Here is a 24,146-nt window from a genome sequence, read left to right as displayed (position 1 = left end):
TTCAAAAAAAGAGAAACAAAAGAAACACCCAGAAGAAATGACGGTTGTCTTTTAACCATAAAGACATCGGAACGAAAGCTAGGTAAAGCAAATGGAGCGGTAGCGGTAATATACTAACCGCAATATACGCCGAACCAAAAGCCACAGTCCCGTAGCTCAGCCTGGTTAGAGCACTACACTGATAATGTAGGGGTCTCCAGTTCAAATCTGGACGGGACTACAACAACAATGATCCTGGGGGATTAGCTCAGCTGGCTAGAGCGCCTGCCTTGCACGCAGGAGGTCAACGGTTCGACTCCGTTATTCTCCACATAATACAGCAGCCTATCAGGATTGATAGCATACATTGACATAAAGATTAAGAAGAAACAGCCACAGGGGCACTAGAAACGGTTCGGGACCGCGGTTTACTACTAATGAAGCTGAAACGAAGCTTAGGGCAGGGCAATGAAACCCTCCACCTTTACACCTTCGGCCTTCAGGTTCAGTAAAGTTCTTTGACATATTGGAAGAAGTTAAAAAAGAAGAGCAAACAACAATAGGCGACTGTTGTGTTTGTGCTCACCGAGGGGCGTAGCAATACAAACTAAGGTATGAGACATCATAACAAGAGCAAAAAAAGCATACCATATGGCGCAAAAGGCATATGAGTAGAAGAAAGTAATAAAGAGTACACGGGGGATGCCTTGGCTCTCAGAGGCGATGAAGGACGTGATAAGCTGCGATAAGCTTCGGGTATTTGCAAATAGGAATTGATCCGAAGATTTCCGAATGGGGCAACCCGGCTAGTTGAAGACTAGTCACATATAATGAGCAAACCTGCCGAACTGAAACATCTAAGTAAGCAGAGGAAGAGAAAATAACAATGATTTCCTGAGTAGTGGCGAGCGAAAGGGAAAGAGCCCAAACCCATTATGTTACGGCATACTGGGGGTTGTAGGACTACGATGTGGCATTAACAAACAGAAGTGGAACGGGATGGGAAGCCCGGCGATACAAGGTGATAGCCCTGTACACGTATAGAATGTTAGCCTAGTAGTATCCTGAGTACCGCGAGGTCGGAGACGCCTTGTGGGAATCTGCCGGCACCATCCGGTAAGGCTAAATACTCCTGAGAGACCGATAGTGAACCAGTACCGTGAGGGAAAGGTGAAAAGAACCCCGAACAGGGGAGTGAAATAGAACCTGAAACCGTGTACTTACAAGCGGTCGGAGCATACAAGTTATGTGACGGCGTGCCTTTTGCATAATGAGCCTACGAGTTACTCCTCTCTGGCAAGGTTAAGTGTTTAAGGCACGGATCCGAAGCGAAAGCGAGTCTGAATAGGGCGTATAGTCAGAGGGGGTAGACGCGAAACCTTGTGATCTACCCATGGACAGGTTGAAGGTGCGGTAACACGTACTGGAGGACCGAACCGATAAACGTTGAAAAGTTTCCGGATGATCTGTGGGTAGGGGTGAAAGGCTAATCAAACTGGGAAATAGCTCGTACTCCCCGAAATGTTTTTAGGAACAGCGTGGATATTAAGTCTGATAGAGGTAGAGCTACTGATTGGGTGCGGGGGAGTCAAATCCTACCAAATCCAGACAAACTCCGAATGCTATCAGATATGATCTGCAGTGAGGCGCGGGGTGCTAAGGTCACGCGCCGAGAGGGAAAGAACCCAGACCATCAGCTAAGGTCCCCAAGTTACAGTTAAGTTGAACTAACGAGGTCCGATTGCACAGACAGCTAGGATGTTGGCTTGGAAGCAGCCATTCATTTAAAGAGTGCGTAACAGCTCACTAGTCGAGCGATCGGGCATGGATAATAAACGGGCATTAAACTGTACACCGAAGCTATGGGATTGAAATATATCGGTAGGGGAGCATTCTATATGCAGCGAAGGTATCTGGTAATGGGTGCTGGAGCGTATAGAAAAGCAAATGTAGGCATAAGTAACGATAAGGCGGGCGAGAAACCCGCCCACCGAAAGGATAAGGTTTCCTGATCAACGCTAATCGGATCAGGGTTAGTCGGGACCTAAGGAGAACCCGAAGGGGAAATTCGATGGACAACGGTTTAATATTACCGTACTTTTTATAACTGCGATGTGGGGACGGAGTAGTGACACTGCCGCGATCTGACGGAATAGATCGTTAAAGGCTGTAGGTATAGGACTGGTAGGCAAATCCGCCGGTCTTGCTGAAAGCTGATAGTACCGCGAGGCTTCGGCTGAGTGGATAGCGCAGGTAATCAGACTTCCAAGAAAAACCGCTAAGCTTCAGGTTATAAAAACCCGTACCGCAAACCGACACAGGTATCCGGGAAGAGGATTCTAAGGTGCTCGAGTGAATCATGGCTAAGGAACTCGGCAAAATGGCCCTGTAACTTCGGGAGAAGGGGCGCTGGCAGCAATGTCAGCCGCAGTGAAAAGGCCCAGGCGACTGTTTAACAAAAACACATGGCTTTGCAAAATCGAAAGATGAAGTATAAGGCCTGACACCTGCCCGGTGCTGGAAGGTTAAGAGGGGATGTCATCCGCAAGGAGAAGCATTGAATCGAAGCCCCAGTAAACGGCGGCCGTAACTATAACGGTCCTAAGGTAGCGAAATTCCTTGTCGGGTAAGTTCCGACCTGCACGAATGGTGTAACGATCTGGGCGCTGTCTCAGCCATGAGCTCGGTGAAATTGTGGTCCCGGTGAAGACGCCGGGTACCCGCAACGGGACGGAAAGACCCCATGCACCTTCACTACAATTTAACATTGACATTGGATACAGGATGTGTAGGATAGGTGGGAGGCTTTGAAGCGGCGTCGCTAGGCGTCGTGGAGCCAACGTTGAAATACCACCCTTTCTGTATTCGGTGTCTAATCCCCTTAGGGGGAGACATTGTTTGATGGGTAGTTTGACTGGGGTGGTCGCCTCCAAAAAGGTAACGGAGGCTTTCAAAGGTAAGCTCAATACGCTTGGTAACCGTATGAGGAGTGCAATAGCATAAGCTTGCTTGACTGTGAGACATACAGGTCGATCAGGGTCGAAAGACGGATATAGTGATCCGGTGGTTCTGCATGGAAGGGCCATCGCTCAAAGGATAAAAGGTACGCTGGGGATAACAGGCTGATCTCCCCCAAGAGCTCATATCGACGGGGAGGTTTGGCACCTCGATGTCGGCTCGTCACATCCTGGGGCTGGAGAAGGTCCCAAGGGTTCGGCTGTTCGCCGATTAAAGTGGCACGCGAGCTGGGTTCAGAACGTCGCGAGACAGTTCGGTCCCTATCTGTTGTGGGCGTAGGAATTTTGAGTGGGGCTGACCTTAGTACGAGAGGACCGGGTTGGACTAGCCTCTAGTGAATCTGTTGTTCCGCCAGGGGCATTGCAGAGTAGCTACGCTGGGAATAGATAAGCGCTGAAAGCATCTAAGTGCGAAACTAGCCACGAGATGAGAATTCCATATAGGGCCGTAGGAGACTACTACGTTGATAGGCTACAGATGTAAAGGTGGCGACACCATAGTCGAGTAGTACTAATCACCCGAAGCTTTCAAAGCAAACAGACTGTTGTTTGTTCTTCAAAACTTAACTTCTTTCAATAATATGTCATTTAAGCTCGAATAGCTTATCTAAAGAAATTTAGGTGCCTATATCGGTGGTGTCCACCTCTTCCCATTCCGAACAGAGAAGTTAAGCCCACCAGAGCCGATGGTACTGCGGTAACACGTGGGAGAGTAGGTCGGTGCCAAATCTTAAACTGCCTAAAAGCAGGTTAACAAGAACCCTTGCAGTAACAACTGTGAGGGTTTCTTCGTTTATATACATCCGGTTATGTTTGCCTCAAAGATGTTATACCCCTGGGTTTGTTACTAAAATCGTTTCTTCTCTTATTTGTCAGCCTGTTTGATGAGTGACTGAAGGTTGAGGGGCAAATGGCAGATTAAGCAATCGTAAATGATTCCCTCCAGCTTAAACTCACGCTTATGTTGCGATGATAGTCATCTGCTATATCCGGTGTATCCAGGTGATGGCTAATGAGCTAATAACTACTTATAAAAGCCATAACACAAATGGAAGTATTGTATATGATCAATAGCCGCGAATGAATGAAGGATTCATGATCCAAAAAAGAAGCCTGTGACTTGAGTTCACAGGCTTTTTACTTTATGCGTGCATCCGATTGTATTTAACGGATCAGGCGGGCTTTTCTAAAATTAAACAGGCTCATTGCTATCAATAATAACGTGATGACTGCTATCGAAAGTAACCCGTTCAGATTAGATTTTTTTTGTGGTATAAACTGTTTTAGGCCAATATCTTTAAGGTTGGTTCGATGAATATCCTGTTCAAGGAATATTGCCGGATAAAAGTGTAGCCTGACTTGCTCATGGTATTTTCGGTATGATTCCTGAAACTGCAGATGTGCACTTAAATCTGTACCTGCCATTTCGTTAAGCATTAGTTGTGTTTGTATGGTGGGAAAGAAGAGTGCTGCCACTTTCGTAAAATGCTGACGGGCATCCAATTTGTTTTCCATCGCTTTTTTGCTTTTTATTGCCTGGTCATCGCCCATTTGCTGCATGCCATAGTACCAGAACCAACTGAAGCTTTTATCTGATGGAAAAGGAAATTTTCTGAGCTGTGGATAGTGTGCAAAAAAAGGTTTCATTGTTACTTCCTTTGGCATGTCCCACTTTTCATGATAACCCTCCCGTTGATTAATCACATTCTGCAATGCTTCCGGAATTGGGTATTGCCTGATGAGTACAAGGTTTAGAGCGGCTGGTATCACTATGCAAATCAGTACCCAGATGGCAATAAGGGCAGAGGCATTGTAATTTGATGATTTTCCAAGGGAAATTATGCAAAATGACAAAGCAAACCAAAAGCCAAGGTATAAAAGCAACAGCAACGTAATTGTGAATAACGTTGTATCAAGCTTAATGTTGAGGTATAGTACAGCGGTAGTTAGCAAGATTAATGCGGTAAACAGTATTGAAACTAACCTGACCAGCAGCTTTTGCCATATCACTGCAATGATGTGATTTGTTTGTGCTCTTAAAACAGACCATATTCCAAACTCTTTAAGTTCGGATATCAAGTTATAGGTAAAGGCGATGATGACCAGTGGAAAGAGGTATAAAAAGACAAAGCTTATATCCATATTTCCTGATAGCAGGGTGACCGGGTTGGTAATGTCTGTATCATAAATCTGACCTTCGAGGGCGAGCATCGTTGCAGAAATTAAATAAGGGTTCACATCGCGTTGTCCGATTGCAAAACCGGCCCAGTTTCCGGGTAGATTTGCCATGGAAAATTTATTATGGAAAAATACAAGTCCGATATCTTTTCCAAAATGTTCAACATTCTTAAGCGTGTTTTCCGTTTGCAATATGCTGGCTTTTTTAATTACGCTGTGTTGATTATCAATAAAGCTTTTTCCGAAGTATAAACCGGCGAAGCCTGTGATTAACAATATGGCAATACCAATCCATGCGGTGCTTCCGGAGAGGAAAAGTTTGAATTCTAAGTTATATGTGTTTTTTCTCATGGTATTATATTGTTTTGATCCAACGGGGAGCGTATTGAAGTAGCAGCAGGGTGCAGGAAAGCCACATTATCAGGGATATCAGTGCGAGCGCTTCCCTGGTGATTACATCACCGACTGTGCTAAACATGTAGTTGAAATCGGGTTGTTGTGCCCAGTTTGATTTGCTAATGGAAAGTGGTTTATCATGCTCGCCTGGTGTAACATTACTTATTTTGTCAATCTGGAGCTTATTCATCTGCTGAGCCAACTGATAGCGATAGTCTTCTGCCTGACGCTGAAAATCAATGAACGTCTCAAAATCTGAAGCTGTTAAGGCCATTGAAATTTGCTTAAGTGATAGAAAAGGATCTAACAGGCCTGCCAGCGCAGTAATGCGGTTTTGTTTGGCAAAGGTTTCATTTAACTTATGCTGATGGGCATTGTAGATGGTAGCGGTAATTTTCTCCCCTTCAGCCATAATATAACCGCCATAGTTAAAAGGCAGCTTCTTTACATCATCTACATGATATGCATGAAGGAGCGAGTCTTTGATTGACGCATAATGTTTGTCGTTGGGATCATGGCTATCGCCTTGTTTGTGAATATCATGAGCCACCGCATCTGCGAATTCAATTTTTGAAGGTGACGGATAAACCTTTGCGCCGATCGATTGTGTAATTCTTGGAATGATGACGATGAATAAGATCCAGCAAGCTAGCAAAATGGTGAGTGATGCTTTAGAGCTATGCTGAAATGCCGAAACCAGCACCGTGACTGCTGTTACAATGAAGAAATAAACACAATAACTCAGGATTAATATGATCAGCCGTAGGGCTGAATCTACACTGACCTGCCAATCGCTGAGAGATGCCCACAGCAGAATGGTAAGCAATATGAGGGGTATAAAAATAGAAAGGCATACAGAGATGATGCCTATGGATTTACCCCACAAAAGTTTTCTCCAGTTGACTTTCTGGCAAAGAATGATTTTGAGTGTACCAGATTCACGCTCTGCGGAAATGCTGCTGTAGCCCAGAAAGACAATGAGCAGCGGAACCAGTAACTGCAACACCATGGCCACGCTAATTTCTCCAAAGCGTAGCATGCCGTTGGAAAAACCGGCTTCGCTGAAATTTACGGTATTTTGTTTATGTGCCTCCAGGAAGATTGATACGCCGGCAAAACTTTCAATGCCGAAATCAAAAAAGCTCAGTTCATGTTTCTCCCTGAATGCTAAGTAACCATAGTGCGCCATTCTATGCGGGTGTTTATCGGGTTTGGCTAACCATTGTGCGCGTACTACCTTTTTATAGTGAACCCGTTGCTGATTTTGAGTGCGGAAGTTTTGCCATCCAACATAGGTGGCCAAACAAAGCGCAAAACCCAGGAGCAAAGTGAATATCAGTGTGGCACGGTTTGCGAATGCAGACAGATAAGTTTGCCGGGCAATTGTAAGTGTTATATTTTGCATTATATTCTATAGGTTACATTGAACGTTACATTTCTTGGGGTGCCCGGAAAAAGGCGGAGATAGTTTTGTGCACCGACCCAGTAGGTTTTATTGAAGATATTATTGACATTCATAGATAGCTGGACTTTAGACTCAGCTGGGCGGTAATAAATGGCTGCGTCGGCAACAGTATAACCGGGAAGAACAAAATCCCTGATGTAAAGGGGAAGCTTGTTTCCGCTGTACTGCACACCTGCACCAAATCCAATTCCACTCAGTTTTCGGCTATTCAGGTCGTAGCGCATCCATAAACTTGCACTATTTTTTGGCGTGTTCTGTACCCGTTCGCCAATGTTTGCAGTACTGAAATCATCTGTTACTATAGCATCAACGTAGCTGTAACCCGCATTGAACTGCCAGTTAGGCCTGATAAATCCTGAGGCTTCAATTTCTAAACCTCTACTTCTCTGTGCGCCACGTTCAATTAACCGGTTTACATCTAAGGGATCGTTGGCATTGATCAGTAAATTTTTCTGGTTGATTTCAAATAAAGAAAGGTTAACCATGAAATTTCCGTTAAGCCATTCAGACTTAGCACCAATTTCCCTTAAATCACTTTCGAGTGGCTTAAAGTTACTTCCACTGGGTGGAGGAACAATGACTAATGAAGAGGTGTTTCCTTGCGGCTGGTAGCCTTGTAAATATGTACCATAAATATTGATGTGCTGATTTATCGAATAGGTTAAGCCAAACCTTGGAAGAATTTTGTGCTGGCTTATTTTCTTCTCTGCAGACAATTTGTAGTTGCTAAAGTCCTCATACCACTCTTTTCTGATGCCAATGGTTAATGTGAGGTTATGGTATTTTACCTGATCCTGGAGGTAAACGGCATTTACCAGATAATAAGCCGGAGGAATTTCTACTTTTGTGAAGATATAATCGCTGAGGTTTTTAAGCGTGTAGGAAGGATTTGCCAGATTGAAATGAGCTACATTTGGAACCGGGGCGTTTATGCCGTTTACCTGACTAAACTGATACAGATCTTTTTTAGTTGCGTCATACCTTGCGGTTACTGTACCGTCCTTTAAGCGATATCCCTGCGCCGTATTTGTTCCTCCTCCTCTTAGCTTTTGTGTACTGATGCGATCGTATCCAAGCACAAGTTTATGATTTAATCCGAACGTATTGGTGTTGACTGTGAAATAGGGGCTCAAATTATCAGTTGTGAATTTCTGCTGGCGTTGAACAGCGATCATTCCTGCCAGCGTTTTAACCGGCTGGTTGTTTTCATCCACGGCAAAGGCATTGTTTGTTCTGTGCTCCAGGAGGTCTTCATTCCAGTTTTGTTTCATGTAAGCTACGTTGAACGAAATAGCTTTGCTGATGCTATGTGAAAAATTAGCCATTAACATGAGGTCCTGAGTATTGAATTTATCATTGGAAGCACCCATGTTGAAGCTTATTGGAGTGCTGTTTAAATCGGTTACTCCGGCAGTTGCACCAAAAATGGCCTGACCACGGTCTAACCGGGAGTCGCTGTTGTTTAAAACCAGTTCTACATTGAAACTTGTTTTGTCGTCGGGAATGTAGGAGAAAGAGGGGGCAATCAAATAGCCTTTTCTGAACTGTAAATCCCGAAAGCTTTTACTGTTTTCATATCCCAGATTGAGCCTGTACAGAAGGGTTTTGTTGTCATTTAGGGGTCCGGTAAAGTCTAAAGCACCACGAACTGTACTAAAACTTCCACCAGAAATGCTGATTTCTTTTCGTTCCTGACTTAATGGTTTTTTAGTTACCAGATTAATGCTTCCTCCGGGATCGACACTGGAGAAAGTTGCACTTGCTGGCCCTTTTATTACTTCTATACGCTCCAGGTTGTTGGTTAAGGGCTGATTAAAGTAATACTGCCTGGTGCGCATGCCATTGATGATCGCACCTTCTTCATTCTGATTGATTCCTCTGATGGAAAACTGGTTGTAGAAACTACTTTGCGAAACGCTGGTCACATTTTTTACTGCATCAGCCAGGACGGCTGCCTGACGGTCGGCGATCAGTTCTTTAGATATTGAAGATATGGACTGAGGAACATCCTTGTTTAAAGTGGCTGTTTTGGTTGCGGAGAAAGAGTAGTTGCCATAATATTTTTTTCCGTTGGTACCCATTACTTCGACGGTTTGTAATTCCTCATTTGCTGTTTCCAGCCTAAAGGGTTGAAGCTTAACTGCCGTAGTTTGTTCTATAAAAAAATCGCTGCTGAACGTTTTATATCCGATTGCGGAGGCTGTGAATTTATAACTTCCGCTTCCGGGTAGTGTGATGGAAAAATTGCCTAATGAATCACTGCTCACTAACCAATCTTTTTTCCCCTCTTTGATGTGAATGGTTGCTTTATGGATACCGACAGACTGTATATCGGAAACCTGCCCACTAACGCTAATCTGCGCAAGTGCTGTTGTTGAAATTCCAATAATGAATACTAATAAACTAATAGCCCGGATAGTTAACCGGGATTTATGATGTTGAAGCATCTTTGCTTAAATTAAATGGTTTGTAAATACAGCATTTGCAGATCTGCGGCAGATATTTCTGCGGCTTTGAGCGTATGGATGAGCTTACCCTGCTTCATAATGCCAATGTGGGTAGCAATACCAACCGCATTAAAGATATCGTGGGTAGCCATTAGGATTGATCTTCCTTCTTTTGCCAGTTTTTTGACCAGTTCGCTAAATTCTGCTGTTGCTTTTGGATCCAATCCACTCGTTGGTTCATCCATCAGAATGATTTTTGCTTCTTTGGCCACCGCTATGGCGATTCCAACCTTTTGCCTCATTCCCTTGCTGAAACTACCCAGTTGCTTGTTGTGCGCGGATGTTTGTAAACCACAATTTGTAAGGAGCGTAATGAGTTCGGTTTTATTATATTGAAAGCCAGCCAGCTTCGAAAAGTAATCAAGGTTTTCGATTGCGGTGAGGTTACCATATAGCATGACCACTTCCGGTATATAGGCCAGATGCTCGCGCCGATGAGGGTCTTGTGGTGAAAGCGCTTGACTATCAATTAAAATTTCACCACTTGTGGGCTCAATAAATCCCAGAAATAAGTTGATGGTAGTGGTTTTACCTGCACCGTTTTGTCCCAACAGACAGTATACCTCTCCGGCATTAACGGTTAAATTTAACCCATCGAGGGCACAATGATCTCCATAGGTTTTGGAGAGCGAAATTGCTTGTAGCATAAGAAATTAAATAAATAAAGTGATGGCAAGGCCTGATGGCGATGCATTAGAATGAAGTGACGAGAGTTTACAGCGTTTTAGCTATAGAGAATTTGGGGCGGGCCTTTATTGGTTGCCGAGCGCATATAGGCAGCAGAATGCCCTAAGAGATAATTGAAATTAGCTGGCATCGGCAAAGGCTCAGCAAGCACGGCCACGACTGGATAAGGCAAGGTGTAAAAGTGAAACTGGTGCTTAATAATTTCGCAAAGCTTACAATTTACCTTAGTTGAATCGACATGGGCGGAATGATGAATTTGATCATACTTTGTTTGACCGTGACTTAATTTATCCTGTTCATGATGATGGAGCGTTTCGATGAGTAAAGCGCCTGAAAACAGCATCAATAACAAAAAAGCCCATATCTGGGAAAATAGTTGCCTGTTATATTGACTGTTTTTTGCTTCCAATTGCAACAAAGATACATTTAATAAAATTTTCGGATAGTTTTTTTTTAAAATAATATGCAGTTACCCACTGGCCATGCGTACTGAATGGCTGTTACTTAACTGTGAATGAGCTTGTACCATATGTTTTCGAAATTTTGCCAATTATAACCGTATAATAGCATTAACATTTTCCATGGCTGAAACCGCGGCCTAATCAGGATTAAATGTGTAATTTAGCTTCATAACCAAATTACAATTATCCTTCTCTACAGAACATATGCCTAAAGCTTTACGTTTAATTACATTTCTGATATTTACGTTTATTGCTACACAGGCACAATTAAGCCCCTCGGCTGTAAAGTACCTGGATGTTGAGGATGGACTTTCCAATAATGTTGTTAATTCTTTGTTTCATGATCGTTTTGGTTTCATGTGGATGGGAACTTATGATGGACTGAACCGATATGATGGGTATGATTTTAAAATCTTCCGCAACAAGTGGAACGATAATCACTCACTGATCAATAATCACATTACTGCCCTGAATGGCGACAATAGTGACCGCGTTTGGATCGGAACTCAGAAAGGAGTCTCGGTATTTGATTATGCCGATAATAAGGTTCATCCGGTTATCTATCAATCTGGAGCAAAAAAGATAAAACTGGTATCACCCATAAATGGCATTGCAACTGATAAAGAGGGAACCGTTTACCTTGCAACAGATGAAGCGGGTTTATTTGTAGTTCATAAAAAGCAACTGACTGCATCCCCTATTTCCTTAGGTAAACGTAAGAACTTTACTGTAAAATCAATGGGTATGGATGGAAACAATCTCTGGCTTTTTATCAAGGAGACTGGAATTTGCCTTTACAAACCAGAAACAAATCAGATCACTGTTATAAATTCAGCTATCAATTCGGTAACTGCTATTCTAAATGGTTCACTGAACCAACTCTGGATAGGAACCGAAAACGGCCTATATGTGCTGGACAAAAAGGCCCGCACACTGCAACGGGTTTCTTTCAAACTCAGCAATGAAAATATTATGGGTTTGAACCTTGATCAGGACCAAAAACTCTGGATATCGACAGATGGCGGGGGGATTACTATTTTTGATACTAAAACCAGGAGGATCGACTATCTGCGGGCTGGTAAAGAAAAAGGTTTGTTAAGCAGTAATTCTGTTGCTGTTGTTTATGAAGATAAGGAGTTAAGAAAATGGGTTGCCACTTTGCGGGGTGGGGTTGATATTATCGATCAAAAGGATAAGCAATTCAGAACCATTGAAAATGATCCCTTCCAGCGCAATACATTGGTGAACAATTTTGTGCTTTCATTTTCGGAAGATGCAGATCATAATATCTGGATCGGAACTGATGGAGGAGGTTTGAGTGTTTGGAATCCTCGTACAAACCTTTACAGAAACTATGTTCGTAATTCGGGAGATGCAACATCACTCACCAGTAATTTTGTGACCAGTATTTTAAAAGATTATGAAAATACCGTTTGGGTAGCCAGTTTTAGTGGAGGAATTGATCGTTTTGACAAAGCTACGGGGCGCTTTAAACATTATGCCTGTTATGATCCTTATAAAAAACACTATGATGCAAACCTGTGGAAGCTTTATGAAGATCAGCAACATCAGCTTTGGGCAGGAACAACAAAGGGTGGAGCACTTTACAGGTTTAACCGTATTACGGATGAGTTTGAGCTTTTCGATCCCATTTTGAAAGATATTCATGTGATCTATCAGGATCGTGAGGGCGCATTATGGGGTGGAACCTACACCCATCTGATTAAAATAGATCTGATCCATAAAAAGCATCAGTTTATACCCGTTGATTTTGCAATCCGGGCGATACATCAGGATAAAGCAAACCGTTTGTGGGTTGGTACAGAAGGTGGTGGGTTGCTCAATTACAATAAGAGAACCGGGAAATTTATCCGATATATTGAAGCTAACGGGCTTCCAAGCAATTCCATTCTGAATATTCTGGAAGACAGCACCGGAGATTTGTGGTGCAGCACCTATAACGGGTTGTCGAAATTTACACCCCAAAAAAATGAATTTAAAAATTACTTTGCCACTGACGGGCTACAAAGTAACCAGTTCAATTATAATGCGGCCTTCAAACTTTCATCAGGTGAATTTCTCTTTGGGGGAATCAATGGCTTCAACAAATTTTTTCCGGACAGTATCAGGGCAAATAAACGTGTTCCGAGACTGGTACTTACAGATTTCAGAATCAATAATGTTCCTGTTGATCAGGATCCGAATTATCTGGGGCAATCTGTGGTGAACCTCAAAGAAATAGCTGTTCCTTATAGTGCGGCTGTGATTTCAGTAAATTTCGCCGCAATCGAGTTTTCTTTTCAGGATCAGATAAAATATGCTTATTATCTGGAGGGCTGGGATAGGAACTGGATTCATGTAGATAAGCTTAATACCGCTTACTATTCCCGTTTAAACGAAGGAACTTACAAACTCCATATCAAAAGTACTGATACAGAAGGTGTATGGAGTAATAATGAGAAGATCATTGTTATCAAGGTGCTTCCTCCATGGTACCGTACCTGGTGGGCCTATGCGATTTACATCCTGTTTCTTAGCGGCATTTACTATCTGTTCTGGTTATACAGGCAGAGGCAAAACCGCTTAAAACATGAAGTAGAAATTGCCAATTTGAAAATTGAGCGGGAGAAAGACCTGAATGAAAAGAAACTGAATTTTTTCACTAATATCTCTCACGAATTGCGTACGCCTTTAACCTTAATTGTTAATCCGATTAAAGATATTTTGCAGACCAAGGAAGCCGGGCCTGAGAAGAATGACCTGAATGTGGTTTATCGCAATTCCCGTCGTTTACTGAGTTTAGTTGACCAGTTGCTTTTGTTCCGCAGAACGGAAAGTGAAACAGAGTCGCTAAAGGTGGTAAAAATCAATCTGAGTAAATTTGCAAAGGAGATATTTTTATGTTTCAGCTACCTGGCGAAGAATAACAATATTGATTATGTTTTTAACTGCGAGGAAGAGGATTTAAGCATTTATGCAGATCGTGAGAAGCTCGAAATTATTCTTTTCAACCTGCTTTCCAATGCATTGAAGTTTACGCCAAAAGGTGGAAGTGTTCATTTGGACATTACGTTAATTAATGGTCGCATTAATATACAGGTAACTGACAGTGGAATGGGGATTCCGGAGGAAGTTGGAGATAAACTATTTGATAAATTCTACAAAGCAATGAATAGCGTTTCCCCAAAGATTGGTTTCGGAATAGGCCTGTATCTGGTGAAGAATTTCGTGGAACTACATAAAGGGAAAATATCTTATTTGACAAGTCAGGGGCAGGGGACAACCTTTTTTATAGACCTTCCACAGGGTGAGGAAATCGAAGAAATAGCAGCAGGTGCCTTCGGAAACGAATTGTTGTACGTAAATGAACTGATTGCGCAGGAAGAGGAAGAGGAGCGGGATGAGCAGGGGAAAACAGGTAATCTGGAACTGCTGATTTCTGATCTGCACTCCATCCTGGTTGTGGATGATAACGAGCAGATCATTGAATACATTAATCAGATTTTTCAACAAAAATTTAAAATTTACAAAGCCACAAATGGTATTGAGGGATTGCAGTTTAGTAAGGACTTTTTACCTGATATTATTATCTCTGATGTAAACATGGAAGGATTGAATGGAATAGAGCTCTGTAAAGCGATTAAGGCTGACTCATCATTAAGCCATATTCCTGTTATCTTGTTAACTGCTGATCCGAGCCCGGAAATGAAACTGAGGGGGATAGAGGTGGGTGCATACGATTTCATCAGTAAACCATTTGATAAGGAGCTCTTCACGGCTAAAATTAATGGTATTATCAAAAACAGGAAAGATCTACAATCTTATTTCTATAATGAGATTACGCTTAAATCTGATAGTCATAAAGTTTCGCAAGAGGATAAAGGCTTTTTGCAGAAATGTATCTCCATTATTGAGGATAACCTGATGGAAGGCGAATTCAATGTAAAATTCCTGGCTTCGGATTTGGGGATGAGCCATTCAAATCTTTATAAGAAAGTAAAGGCTACCTCCGGACTATCGATCAATAGCTTCATTCGTTTTATCAGATTAAGAAAGGCAGCGGAGTTACTCATCAATACCAATTTAAATATCAATGAAGCGGCGTTCAGAGTTGGAATAAACGACATAAAATATTTCAGAGAGCAATTTCAGAAGCAGTTTAAGCTTACGCCTTCGGAATTTGTGAAAAAGCACCGGAAAACCTTCCATAAAAACTTTAGTGTAAATACAAATCATTAAATTTCGGCGTTTTGGCGGTCGTTTTATTAAAACGCCCCCTGTTATATATGATTTAGCCCCCTGTTTATAAAGGTTAAAATGATGTACTTAGGAAACCAAACAATCCAACTATTTAGCTAACCAACATGAAAGCGAAACCGCTATTTTTTTTCCTTATGTTTTTTGTGCTATGTGCCATACCGGTGTTAAGCTTTGCACAAGTACCAAAATTATATACGGTAGGAACTAATGGCTGGGCAAATAATTCGGTTAATGCGGTAATCTTCCGTAAGAATTCTCTGGTTACTTTTAAAAATACCCAATATGCTGCCTATTATGATGATGAGCAGTTTGTTGTTTTGGCAAAGCGTAAGCTGGGTGAAGCAAACTGGATAGTTAAGAGAAGTCAGTTTAAGGGCGATGCCACTGATGCACATAAATCAATCAGCATTGCTGTTGATGGCAATGGCTTTCTACACCTGACCTGGGGCCAGCATAACAACGGGTTGAATTATTCGATCAGTTTGACGGCGGGTTCACTGGAGATGGGCAACAAACAACCCATGCTTTCAAAGAAAGAAGATAAAGTGAGTTATCCGGAGTTTTATAAGATGGCTAACGGTGACCTGCTGTTTTTTTACAGAGATGGGGGTTCTGGAAATGGGAACCTAATGATTAACCGGTACGAGCTACAATCGAAGCATTGGCTAAGGGTACAGGATGGCTTAATTGATGGGCAAGGTAAAAGGAATGCTTACTGGCAAACTACGGTTGATGAAAAGGGAGGTCTTCACCTTTCGTGGGTGTGGCGTGAAAGTCCTGATGTGGCCAGTAACCATGATATTTGTTATGCCAAATCTGTAGATGGTGGTAAAACATGGTCAAAATCAAACGGAGAGATTTATCAGCTTCCTATAAATGCCTCAAATGCAGAATATGCTGTTAAAATTCCACAGAAGAGTGAACTGATTAATCAGACGTCTATGATTGCACAATCTACCGGAGAGGTATTTATTGCATCGTACTGGCGAGAGCAGCATGATTCGGTGCCGCAGTATCACATTGTTTATAAAAGCACTGATTCATGGGCAGTGAACAATCTGGGATTTCGCAAAACTCCATTTTCGCTAAGTGGAGGAGGAACGAAGCAAATCCCCATATCACGTCCTCAGATTGTAAGCTGGAAAGCCGGAGGGCGTCAGGCAGCAGCATTGATTTTTCGCGATGCAGAAAGAGGCAGCCGTGTTTCAATAGCCCTTAGTGAAAATATAAAAGCCAAAGACTGGCAAATTTCAGATTTGACCAATTTCAGTGTCGGAGATTGGGAACCGAGTTTTGATACTGAACTCTGGAATAAAAGGAATGTACTGAATTTATATGTGCAAAAGGTTGTTCAGGTGGATGGTGAGGGAAAGGCAAATACAGGACCTACTGCGGTACAGGTATTGGAGTGGAAAGCAAAATATTAACGACGATGATTAAGAGTAACCAGATAAACACCAAATTGAAGAGGAAGACATTAATGACGTTAGTTGCAGTTGTCTTTTCGTTATGTGGCTTTGCACAACAACCAACAAAACCTTCAGCCTATTTATTTACCTATTTTACGGGTAATGCAGGCGCTGAAGAATCCATCCGCTTTGCAATCAGCAAAGATGGATATCATTTTAATGCATTAAATGGTAATCAACCCGTGATCAGTTCGGCTGCAATAAGTTCTACGGGAGGGGTTAGGGATCCGCATATTTTGCGTGGTGTGGATGGCAAGACTTTTTATATGGTGGTTACTGATATGGTATCCGCAAAAGGCTGGAATTCTAACCGGGCAATGGTTTTATTGAAGTCGACTGACCTGATTAACTGGACTTCAGCTATAGTTAATCTTCAGACTAAATACAGCGGTAATGAGAACCTGCTTCGTGTTTGGGCTCCTCAGACCATTTATGATCAGCAGGCTAAAAAATACATGATATACTGGTCGATGAAACACGGTGAAGATCCTGATAAAATTTACTACGCCTACGCAAACCCTGAATTTACCGACCTCGAGACTGAACCAAAGCAGTTATTTTTTAGTCCGACGAACGGTGCTGCAATAGATGGCGACATTGTTTTAGATCAAGGTAAATATCATCTGTTTTTCAAAACAGAAGGGAATGGCGCGGGTATTAAGATTGCGGTTTCTGATCAGTTAACGTCGGGATATGTGCTTCAGGACAAGTATGTGCAGCAAACTAAAGATCCGGTTGAGGGTGCAGGGGTATTTAAGTTAAATAATGGTGAAGGGTACATTCTGATGTATGATCTTTATACCAAAGGGAAATATCAGTTTACTAAAACCAAAGACCTCAAGAACTTCAGTGTGATTGACAATGAAGTAAGCATGGATTTTCATCCCCGTCATGGTACCGTATTGCCTATAACTGCTGAGGAAGCAGGGAGATTAATGCGTAAGTGGTATAATCCGGTATCTGTGTTGTCCACTCCAAAGGCGAAAGCGATAAAACAGCATAATATCATCATCGATAGCGTAAAGCATGAGGTTTACTATCCGGTGGTTAACGGAACTAATTTAAAGTCGTTTGATCCGTTGTTTGTTGATTTACCCGGACTGAAAGTTTCTCCAAAAGCTCCTTACGATCTTTCAAAAGGAAAAGTAAAACTACAGGTAAGCGTGGATGGTAAGCCAGCCGAAACATTCTGGCTTAGTGCTGAGGTGAGCAATAACCCTGCTTTGGTTGGCTATTATGCTGATCCGGAGGTTCTATATTCTAATAAAACAAAGAAATATTATATCTACCCTACCAGCGATGGCTTTACGGGGTGGGGCGGAACCTATTTCAAGACCTTCTCTTCGGCTAATTTAGTTGACTGGAAGGATGAAGGCGTAATCCTGGATTTAAACAAAGATGTTTCCTGGGCAAAAAAGAATGCCTGGGCACCTACCATCACTGAAAAAAAGGAGAACGGAGGCTATCAGTATTATTACTATTTCACTGCTGCCCAGAAAATTGGCGTAGCGGTAGCTGACGATCCTGCAGGTCCGTTTAAAGATTCTGGAAAGGCGTTGATTTCTGTGAGACCTAAAGGTACGCGGGGCGGGCAGGAAATCGATCCGGATGTGTTTACTGACCCAAAATCAGGGAAGAGTTATCTTTATTGGGGTAACGGGCACATGGCTGTGGCCGAATTAAATTCTGACATGGTTTCTATTGATACCAACAGCATAAAAGTAATTACACCAGATAAAAGTTTTAGAGAGGGTACGGAAGTATTCTACAGGAACGGAAAATACTACTTTCTGTGGTCGGAGGATGATACCAGAAGTGAAAATTATAGGGTGAGATATGGATACTCGGACTCACCTACAGGAAAGATCATTGTTCCGGAAAACAATTTAATTCTGGCGAAAGATCCGGCAAAAGGAATATATGGAACAGGGCACAATAGTGTAATACAGGTGCCTGGCAAAGACGAGTGGTATATTGTTTACCATCGTTTTACCAGACCTAACGGAATTACTATGGGCAGTGCCGCAGGTTACAACCGGGAAGTTTGCATTGATAAACTATTTTTTAATGCGGACGGAGCCATAAAGCCGGTAATTCCAACGATAACAGGTATAAAATAATAGTATGAGCACTTTGAAAACAATATCGTTTGTCCTTTTGACCTTCATCTGCATGCAGACTTTTGCGCAGGATTATCCGTCAAAGGGAGAAGTATTAAATATCATCAACAAAGCCAATAGTTATTGGCAAAAAAACAATAAACCCGAGGTGAGGTCTTTCTGGGATCATGCAGCCTACCACACGGGAAATATGGAGGCTTTTCAGATCACCGGAAACCGGGTGTTTCTAAAATATTCTGAAGCCTGGGCCGAGTACAATAAATGGATGGGGGCTAAATCGGCTGATAAAAGCAAATGGAAATATAAGTATGGTGAAACAGATGAATATGTATTGTTTGGAGACTGGCAGATTTGCTTTCAAACCTACATTGATTTGTATCACATCAGTAAAGAAGAGCATAAAATAGCCCGGGCAAAAGAGGTGATGGAGTACGAAATGAGTACGCCTGCAAACGACTACTGGTGGTGGGCTGATGGCTTATACATGGTAATGCCTGTGATGACCAAACTGTATAAAACAACCGGCAATCAACAATATCTTGATAAATTGTATGAGTACTTTATGTATGCCAACAGCATTATGTATGATAGCGAGGCCAGGCTTTACTACCGCGACGCGAAGTATGTTTATCCGAAACACAAAAGTGCCAATGGGCAAAAGGATTTCTGGGCAAGAGGTGATGGCTGGGTCTTCGCGGGATTGGCAAAAGTACTGAAAGACCTTCCGGTGGATGATACGCATCGAAATGAGTATTTAGGTAAATACAAAAGTATGGCAAAGGCAATAGCTAAATCACAGCAAAAAGAGGGGTACTGGACACGCAGTATGCTTGATGCTGCACATGCCCCGGGACCAGAAACCAGTGGAACGGCTTTCTTTACCTATGGGTTTTTATGGGGTATCAACAACGGCATTTTGAACCGCAAAACTTATTTACCAATAGCACTGAAGGGCTGGAATTACCTGACAAAAACTGCTTTACAGGAGGATGGTAAGGTGGGATATGTTCAGCCGATTGGTGAAAAAGCCATCCCTGGGCAGGTAGTAGATGCGAGCTCAACTGCAAATTTTGGCGTGGGCGCTTTTCTACTGGCAAATTGTGAAATGTATAGATTTTTAGAAAAAACTGAATTTAAAAAATAATGAAAAGGATACTCCATAGGACATTAGTTGCTTTCGTGTTCCTGCTAACAATAGGCACGGGCGGAACTTTTGCGCAGAAAAAAACAGTGAAGAAGGCTATGGTTTTAAGCGACCGACAATTCTGGTTGCAACAGTTGGATAAAATGGTTCGTCCGGTATTGTACAACCTGGCGAAAGACAGTCTGAAAATTGTGATGCCCAAAGTAACCTCCATTCACATTGATAATAAAGACCACAGAATAAAAGTTCAGTATGTTGAAGTTTTAGGTCGTGTATTAAGTGGCATAGCACCATGGCTGGAGCTCGAGGGCGGCTCAAAAGAGGAGGTAGCATTGAGAGCTCAGTACCGGGAATGGGCTATTCAGGGCTTAAAGAATTCTTTAGATTCAAATGCAAAAGACTTCATGAATTATGATATTGGCGGGCAACAACTGGTTGACGCTTCATATGTGGCCTATGCTTTTGTGCGCTCGCCATGGTTGTGGGAAAACCTCGGAAAAAAACACCAGGCTTTAATCGTAAAATCTATTCAGACTACCCGAAGATTTAAGCCTGTGTTTTCTAACTGGCTTTTATTTTCTGCCATGAATGAAGCTTTTTTTGCCAAATATGGCTACGAATGGGATCCTATGCGGGTTGATTACGCTTTACAGCAGTTGGAGCAGTGGTATGTTGGCGACGGGATGTATACCGACGGAACCAGCTTTGCTTACGATTATTACAACAGCTACGTGATTCATCCGTACCTGGCTGCCATTTCATCGGTAATAGGCAAAAAAACGAATGCCTATAACAGCATGTTTGAGAAGATTAAAAAACGAAATGACCGATATGCCATTATTCAGGAACGTTTGATTAACTCAGATGGTACTTATCCGGCTACGGGCAGGTCGATTGTGTATCGTGGGGCAGCCTTCCATCATTTAGCTGATGTAGCCTGGAGAAAAGCTTTGCCGAAGCAATTAAGTCCGGAGCAGGTACGATGTGCACTTACTGCCGTTATTAGAAAAACGCTTGAAAGTCCGTCGACTTATCAGAATGGCTGGTTAACCATTGGTTTATATGGAGAACAACCGGATATGGGTGATTTTTACAATAATCAGGGTAGTCCGTATATCAGCAGCAATATTTTTTTACCGTTGGGATTGCCTGAAAACGACCCGTTCTGGGCAAATCCGGCCGCTAAATGGAGTGCTCAAAAGATATGGTCGGGCGCGGATTTCCCGAACGATCATAGCGTAGACTTAAGATAATAAACAAAAGAATATCGATAAATTGCAAGTAATTAACTTTCAAAATAAATTATCCTTCACAGCATGTTAAAATATAGATTTTTAAAGCCAGGCTCCATCGGCATGTTATTGGTTGCCACTATTGCAGGCACATCAGCAGCTCAGGAAACAAACCAGCCATATCAATCATTTTCACCCGGAAAAATCTGGAAAGATGATAAGGGTGTTCATATTAATGCACATGGCGGTGGCATAGTGGAATCCAAAGGTAAATACTATTGGTTTGGGGAACATAAAATAGAGGGCGAAAAGGGTAATTCGGCCCAGGTAGGGGTGCATTGTTATTCGTCGAAAGACCTTTACAACTGGAAGGATGAAGGAATTGCTTTGCCTGTATCGGATGATCCGAAAAATGATATTGCCCGGGGAAGCATTATTGAACGTCCGAAAGTAGTATATAATAAAAGTACTAAAAAGTTTGTGATGTGGTTTCACCTTGAACTTTTAGGCCAGGGATACGGTGCTGCGAGATCAGGCGTGGCCGTTGCCGACAAGGTTACAGGTCCATATAAGTTTATCAAAAGCTATCGTCCGAATCCAAAACAAATGCCTTTTTACACAACAGATGTTGCTGAGGCAGAGAAGCTGAACTGTGATCAGCCAAAAAGCAAGAGCGATGGTTTTTTCTGCAGGGATTTTCCTGGTGGACAAATGGCCAGAGACATGACGGTTTTTGTGGATGATGATGGAAAGGCTTACCATGTCTTTTCTTCTGAAGAAAACTTTACGCTTCATCTTGCAGAATTAACGCCTGATTATTTAGGCCATACGGGTAAATTCATTAGAATTTATGTTGGGCAGCAAACTGAAGCACCGGCATTATTTAAAAAGGACGGGGTTTATTACATGGTTGGTTCCGGGTGTACCGGTTGGGCACCTAATCCGGCACGTTGGTTCAAGGCGGATACTATTTGGGGTCCCTGGAAATTTATGGGTAATCCATGTGAAGGCACTGGTGCTAATCTAACTTTTGGCGGCCAGAGTACACATGTGCTTCCTGTACCAGGTAAAAAGGGACAGTTTATTTTCATGGCGGACAAATGGAATCCAAAGAATGCGATTGATGGCCGTTATTTATGGTTGCCCATCAGTTTTGAGGGTGATAAAATGAAGATCAAGTGGTATGATAGCTGGGATCTGAGTACGTTTAAATAAACAACAATAAGTTTCAGGGGATACTCAAGTGAACTTCCTAAAAAGGGGAGAGTGGGATTTCTCATGCCTGATATTAATAATTATAGCTCTTTTATTAAACTGATTATCAATGAATAAATACTTTTTCTGCCTTATTGCGATGGTGATTTCAATAAGCACATTTGCCCAAAAAGCAAAGCACACTTTTGCACTAGGTGACAGTGAATTTCTGTTAGACGGAAAACCTTTCCAGATTATTTCAGGCGAGATGCATTACCCCAGAGTTCCTAAGGAGGCCTGGCGCGACCGAATGAAAATGGCTAAAGCAATGGGGCTAAATACCATAGGAACTTATGTTTTCTGGAATTTGCACGAGCCGCAAAAGGGCAAATTTGATTTTTCCGGGAATAACGATATCGCGGCGTTTGTGAAAATGGCCGCAGAGGAAGGTCTATGGGTTATCCTGAGACCAAGCCCTTATGTATGTGCCGAATGGGAGTTTGGCGGATATCCTTATTGGTTGCAGAACGAAAAAGGATTGGTAGTACGTGGTATGGAGAAGCAATATCTTGATGAATACAGAAAGTACATCAATGCTGTCGGGAAGCAACTGGCTTCATCGCAGGTTAACCACGGTGGTAATGTATTAATGGTTCAGATTGAAAATGAATATGGTTCGTACGGTTCGGATAAAGAATACCTTGCCTTAAACCAAAAAATGTTTATTGAGGCTGGTTTTGACGGACTTTTATATACTTGCGATCCGGAAGCTGATATTGTTAAAGGACATTTACCAGGTTTGCTTCCTGCTATCAATGGTCAGGATAACCCTGCGAAGGTGAAAAAAATCATTAGTGAACTGCATGGTGGCAAGGGTCCGTTTTTTATTGCAGAATGGTACCCGGCATGGTTTGATTGGTGGGGTGAGGCTCATCATACAGTGCCTTTGGAACAATATACGAACAAGCTGGACTCCGTTTTAAAAGCAGGTATTTCCATTAACATGTATATGTTTCATGGTGGTACAACCAGAGGTTTCATGAACGGTGCAAACTATAAGGATACTTCACCGTACGAGCCCCAAACCAGCAGTTATGACTATGATGCTCCACTAAATGAGGCAGGGAACGCAACGGAAAAGTTCAGAAAATTCAGGGCTGTTATAGAGAAAAACCTTCCCGCTGGTCAAAAACTTCCTTCAATCCCGGCAGAAAAAAAAACAATCACTATTGATCCGATAAATTTCACTTTAAGTAGTTCAGTATTTAATCATCTCCCGAGTGCTGTAAATAATAAGACCCCATTAACTTTTGAAGATTTAAAGCAGGATTATGGTTACGTACTTTACAGAACTTCAGTTACAGGGGGTGAAAAGGGCGTGTTAAAGTTAAAGAACCTTCGGGATTATGCACTTGTTTTCATTAATCAGCAAAGGGTAGGTATTTTGGATAGAAGGTTGAACCAGGATAGTCTGGAAATTACATTACCTGAAGGTAAGGTTCAGCTCGACATATTTGTAGAGAACATGGGCAGGGTAAATTTTGGAAAGTATTTATTGGAAAACAAAAAGGGAATTACAGAAAAGGTTTTATTTAGGGGTAATGAACTTTATAACTGGTCGATGTACGGCTTACCGTTTAATGATGTGAGTAATTTGAAGTTTGATTCGCAGCATTCACAAAATAAGAGCTTGCCTATACTTCAAAGGGCAAAGTTCCAACTGACGGAAGTTGGAGATACCTATCTTGACATGCGTAAGTGGGGAAAAGGAGTGGTGTGGATTAATGGGCACAACCTTGGAAAGTATTGGTCGATCGGTCCGCAGCAAACTTTGTATGTTCCACGAGAATGGTTGAAAAAGGGAGCAAATGAAATCACTGTTTTAGAATTGATCAAACCCGATCAACATGAGGTGGGTGGAATTTCTTCACCGATTTTGGATGAGGTTGTTAAAAATTAACGGCATCTAGAATGTGGCAGGCATAATCTTTTAATTAGCTGTAAATGAGTTAATATAAGGGTTGTGCTTGTTAATTT

General features: G+C 42.2%; 12 protein-coding genes, 2 tRNA genes and 2 rRNA genes. 11 read left to right on the top strand and 5 right to left on the bottom strand.

Going from position 1 to position 24,146, the window contains the following annotated elements; all coding sequences use genetic code 11:
* Positions 1-145: 145 nt before the first annotated feature.
* The 4 genes from AB669_RS19035 (at position 146) to rrf (ending at position 3,725) form a co-directional block, all read left to right on the top strand.
* Positions 146-220: transfer RNA gene (locus AB669_RS19035), tRNA-Ile, on the top strand.
* A 16-nt stretch (positions 221-236) separates the two neighbouring features.
* Positions 237-310: transfer RNA gene (locus AB669_RS19030), tRNA-Ala, on the top strand.
* 344 nt (positions 311-654) lie between these two features.
* A 23S ribosomal RNA gene (locus tag AB669_RS19025) occupies positions 655-3,530 on the top strand.
* An 83-nt stretch (positions 3,531-3,613) separates the two neighbouring features.
* Positions 3,614-3,725, top strand: a 5S ribosomal RNA gene (rrf, locus tag AB669_RS19020).
* 435 nt (positions 3,726-4,160) lie between these two features.
* Here rrf and AB669_RS19015 read toward each other — a convergent pair.
* The 5 genes from AB669_RS19015 to AB669_RS18995 form a co-directional block, all read right to left on the bottom strand.
* Positions 4,161-5,525 carry a DUF3526 domain-containing protein gene (locus AB669_RS19015; RefSeq protein WP_047800940.1) on the bottom strand — a complete coding sequence of 455 codons (1,365 nt, stop codon included), beginning with the start codon at positions 5,523-5,525 and terminating at the stop codon, positions 4,161-4,163.
* Between the two features lie 4 nt (positions 5,526-5,529).
* Positions 5,530-6,975 (bottom strand): DUF3526 domain-containing protein, encoded by a 1,446-nt coding sequence (locus AB669_RS19010; protein WP_197082441.1) that lies wholly within the window; start codon positions 6,973-6,975, stop codon positions 5,530-5,532.
* A complete protein-coding gene (locus tag AB669_RS19005; protein WP_082120738.1) occupies positions 6,975-9,482 on the bottom strand; it encodes a TonB-dependent siderophore receptor in 2,508 nt (835 codons plus the stop codon). Before AB669_RS19005 ends, AB669_RS19010 begins: the two co-directional genes overlap by 1 nt.
* Before the next feature lie 11 nt (positions 9,483-9,493).
* On the bottom strand, positions 9,494-10,189 hold the full coding sequence (locus AB669_RS19000; protein WP_047800938.1) for an ABC transporter ATP-binding protein: 696 nt from the start codon (positions 10,187-10,189) through the stop codon (positions 9,494-9,496).
* 77 nt (positions 10,190-10,266) lie between these two features.
* Positions 10,267-10,638: a hypothetical protein gene (locus tag AB669_RS18995; protein ID WP_156166789.1), complete on the bottom strand. Its 372-nt coding sequence runs from the start codon at positions 10,636-10,638 to the stop codon at positions 10,267-10,269.
* A gap of 256 nt (positions 10,639-10,894) precedes the next feature.
* On the opposite strand from AB669_RS18995, the gene AB669_RS18990 reads away from it, so the two are divergent.
* The 7 genes from AB669_RS18990 (at position 10,895) to AB669_RS18960 (ending at position 24,069) form a co-directional block, all read left to right on the top strand.
* Positions 10,895-14,929, top strand: a complete 4,035-nt coding sequence (locus tag AB669_RS18990; RefSeq protein ID WP_047800936.1) for a hybrid sensor histidine kinase/response regulator transcription factor — start codon at positions 10,895-10,897, stop codon at positions 14,927-14,929.
* A 125-nt stretch (positions 14,930-15,054) separates the two neighbouring features.
* On the top strand, positions 15,055-16,377 hold the full coding sequence (locus AB669_RS18985) for a BNR repeat-containing protein (RefSeq protein ID WP_053058481.1): 1,323 nt from the start codon (positions 15,055-15,057) through the stop codon (positions 16,375-16,377).
* 5 nt (positions 16,378-16,382) lie between these two features.
* Positions 16,383-18,539: a family 43 glycosylhydrolase gene (locus AB669_RS18980; protein WP_053058480.1), complete on the top strand. Its 2,157-nt coding sequence runs from the start codon at positions 16,383-16,385 to the stop codon at positions 18,537-18,539.
* A 4-nt stretch (positions 18,540-18,543) separates the two neighbouring features.
* The gene (locus AB669_RS18975; protein WP_082120737.1) at positions 18,544-19,683 is read left to right on the top strand and encodes a glycoside hydrolase family 88 protein; all 1,140 of its coding nucleotides are present in this window, start codon (positions 18,544-18,546) and stop codon (positions 19,681-19,683) included.
* Positions 19,683-20,936, top strand: a complete 1,254-nt coding sequence (locus AB669_RS18970; RefSeq protein WP_053058479.1) for a DUF2264 domain-containing protein — start codon at positions 19,683-19,685, stop codon at positions 20,934-20,936. The genes AB669_RS18975 and AB669_RS18970 overlap by 1 nt, the downstream gene beginning before the upstream one ends.
* Before the next feature lie 63 nt (positions 20,937-20,999).
* On the top strand, positions 21,000-22,130 hold the full coding sequence (locus tag AB669_RS18965) for a glycoside hydrolase family 43 protein (protein WP_047800932.1): 1,131 nt from the start codon (positions 21,000-21,002) through the stop codon (positions 22,128-22,130).
* A 109-nt stretch (positions 22,131-22,239) separates the two neighbouring features.
* Positions 22,240-24,069: a beta-galactosidase gene (locus tag AB669_RS18960; protein ID WP_047800931.1), complete on the top strand. Its 1,830-nt coding sequence runs from the start codon at positions 22,240-22,242 to the stop codon at positions 24,067-24,069.
* The last annotated feature ends 77 nt before the right edge of the window (positions 24,070-24,146 follow it).

The sequence above is a fragment of the Pedobacter sp. BMA genome, from assembly GCF_001027745.1.
In the GTDB taxonomy this organism is placed as follows: Bacteria; Bacteroidota; Bacteroidia; order Sphingobacteriales; family Sphingobacteriaceae; genus Pedobacter.
Note: the sequence above shows the minus strand (reverse complement) of the source record. Positions and strands in the feature narration are given on the sequence as shown.

Bases quoted from the DNA above. Each gene is read 5' to 3' on its own strand.
- AB669_RS19015 (WP_047800940.1), bottom strand. From the start codon at position 5,525: ATGAGAAAAAACACATATAACTTAGAATTCAAACTTTTCCTCTCCGGA.
- AB669_RS19010 (WP_197082441.1), bottom strand. From the start codon at position 6,975: ATGCAAAATATAACACTTACAATTGCCCGGCAAACTTATCTGTCTGCA.
- AB669_RS19005 (WP_082120738.1), bottom strand. From the start codon at position 9,482: ATGCTTCAACATCATAAATCCCGGTTAACTATCCGGGCTATTAGTTTA.
- AB669_RS19000 (WP_047800938.1), bottom strand. From the start codon at position 10,189: ATGCTACAAGCAATTTCGCTCTCCAAAACCTATGGAGATCATTGTGCC.
- AB669_RS18990 (WP_047800936.1), top strand. From the start codon at position 10,895: ATGCCTAAAGCTTTACGTTTAATTACATTTCTGATATTTACGTTTATT.
- AB669_RS18985 (WP_053058481.1), top strand. From the start codon at position 15,055: ATGAAAGCGAAACCGCTATTTTTTTTCCTTATGTTTTTTGTGCTATGT.
- AB669_RS18980 (WP_053058480.1), top strand. From the start codon at position 16,383: ATGATTAAGAGTAACCAGATAAACACCAAATTGAAGAGGAAGACATTA.
- AB669_RS18975 (WP_082120737.1), top strand. From the start codon at position 18,544: ATGAGCACTTTGAAAACAATATCGTTTGTCCTTTTGACCTTCATCTGC.
- AB669_RS18970 (WP_053058479.1), top strand. From the start codon at position 19,683: ATGAAAAGGATACTCCATAGGACATTAGTTGCTTTCGTGTTCCTGCTA.
- AB669_RS18965 (WP_047800932.1), top strand. From the start codon at position 21,000: ATGTTAAAATATAGATTTTTAAAGCCAGGCTCCATCGGCATGTTATTG.
- AB669_RS18960 (WP_047800931.1), top strand. From the start codon at position 22,240: ATGAATAAATACTTTTTCTGCCTTATTGCGATGGTGATTTCAATAAGC.